This is a genomic window from Jiella mangrovi (assembly GCF_017815135.1).
Lineage (GTDB): Bacteria > Pseudomonadota > Alphaproteobacteria > Rhizobiales > Rhizobiaceae > Jiella > Jiella mangrovi.
In genome coordinates this window covers 1-1,048 of the sequence record NZ_JAGJCF010000039.1, presented here as the reverse complement: position 1 = coordinate 1,048, position 1,048 = coordinate 1, and the positions used below count along the sequence as shown (strand labels likewise).

1 protein-coding gene is annotated in these 1,048 nt (G+C 64.2%); it reads left to right on the top strand.

Going from position 1 to position 1,048, the window contains the following annotated elements; translation table 11 throughout:
- The first annotated feature begins 88 nt into the window (after window positions 1-88).
- Window positions 89-1,032 (top strand): IS630 family transposase gene (locus J6595_RS22360; RefSeq protein WP_245199107.1). Its coding sequence is split into 2 segments (ribosomal slippage): window positions 89-425 and window positions 425-1,032, totalling 945 coding nucleotides; the frame shifts between segments, so codons are not numbered across the junction.
- The last annotated feature ends 16 nt before the right edge of the window (window positions 1,033-1,048 follow it).

Here is a 1,048-nt window from a genome sequence, read left to right as displayed (position 1 = left end):
TAGAGCACGTCTCACGATCGCTGAATCGGATGTGATGTGACGATTTCGTCTTGGTCTGATTCAAAGTCCACCTCGATGGAGGTGGATGATGGCCAGAGCGTTGAGCGAGGATTTGCGATCGAGGGTTCTGAAGGCGTCTTCGGAGGGCATGTCGGCGCGTCAGGCCGCGGCCCGGTTCGGGGTCGGCATCTCGACGGCGATCCGTTGGGTCGGGCGGGCGAAGATCGGCGAGCGGACCCCGCGCCCGCAGGGCTGGCGGCGCGGTTCGGCTCTTGATCCGCACGAAGCCTTCATCGCCGGGATGATTGGCGAGCAGAAGGACATCACGCTCGACGAGATGGTGAAGCGCCTGGCGGACGAGGCGAACATCCAGATCGGCCGTAGTGCCTTGAGCGTCTGGCTCCGCCGCCATGGCTGGACGTTCAAAAAAAGACCGCACATGCACTGGAGCAGGAGCGGGCCGACCTCCTGAAGCGACGCCAGGCATGGTTCGACGGCCAGCCCGATCTCGATCCCGCCCGATTGGTGTTTATTGACGAGACCGGTCTCTCGACCAAGATGGCGCGACTGCGTGGCCGGGCTCCTCGCGGCGAGCGCTGCCGTGCTGGCATCCCTCATGGTCACTGGAAGACGACGACGTTCACCGGCGCCCTGCGGCTGACCGGCATGACTGCGCCGATGGTCCTCGACGGCGCGATGAACGGCATCGCCTTCCGGGCCTATGTCGAGCAGGTGCTCGTGCCGACGCTCTTGGCAGGCGATATCGTGGTCATGGATAATCTACCGGCACACAAGGCCGAGGGCGTCCGCCTGGCAATCGAGCGGGCAGGCGCCGAGCTGCATTACCTGCCGCCCTACAGTCCCGACTTCAACCCGATCGAGATGGCCTTCTCCAAGCTCAAGTCGCTCATGCGGGCGAGAGCCGAGCGAACGGTCGACGGACTATGGGATGCTGTCGGAGCCGTCCTCCCGCTCTTCAAACCCGACGAGTGCGCCAACTACTTCGCCGCCGCCGGCTATGAACCGGATTAAGCCGGATGCGCTCTAG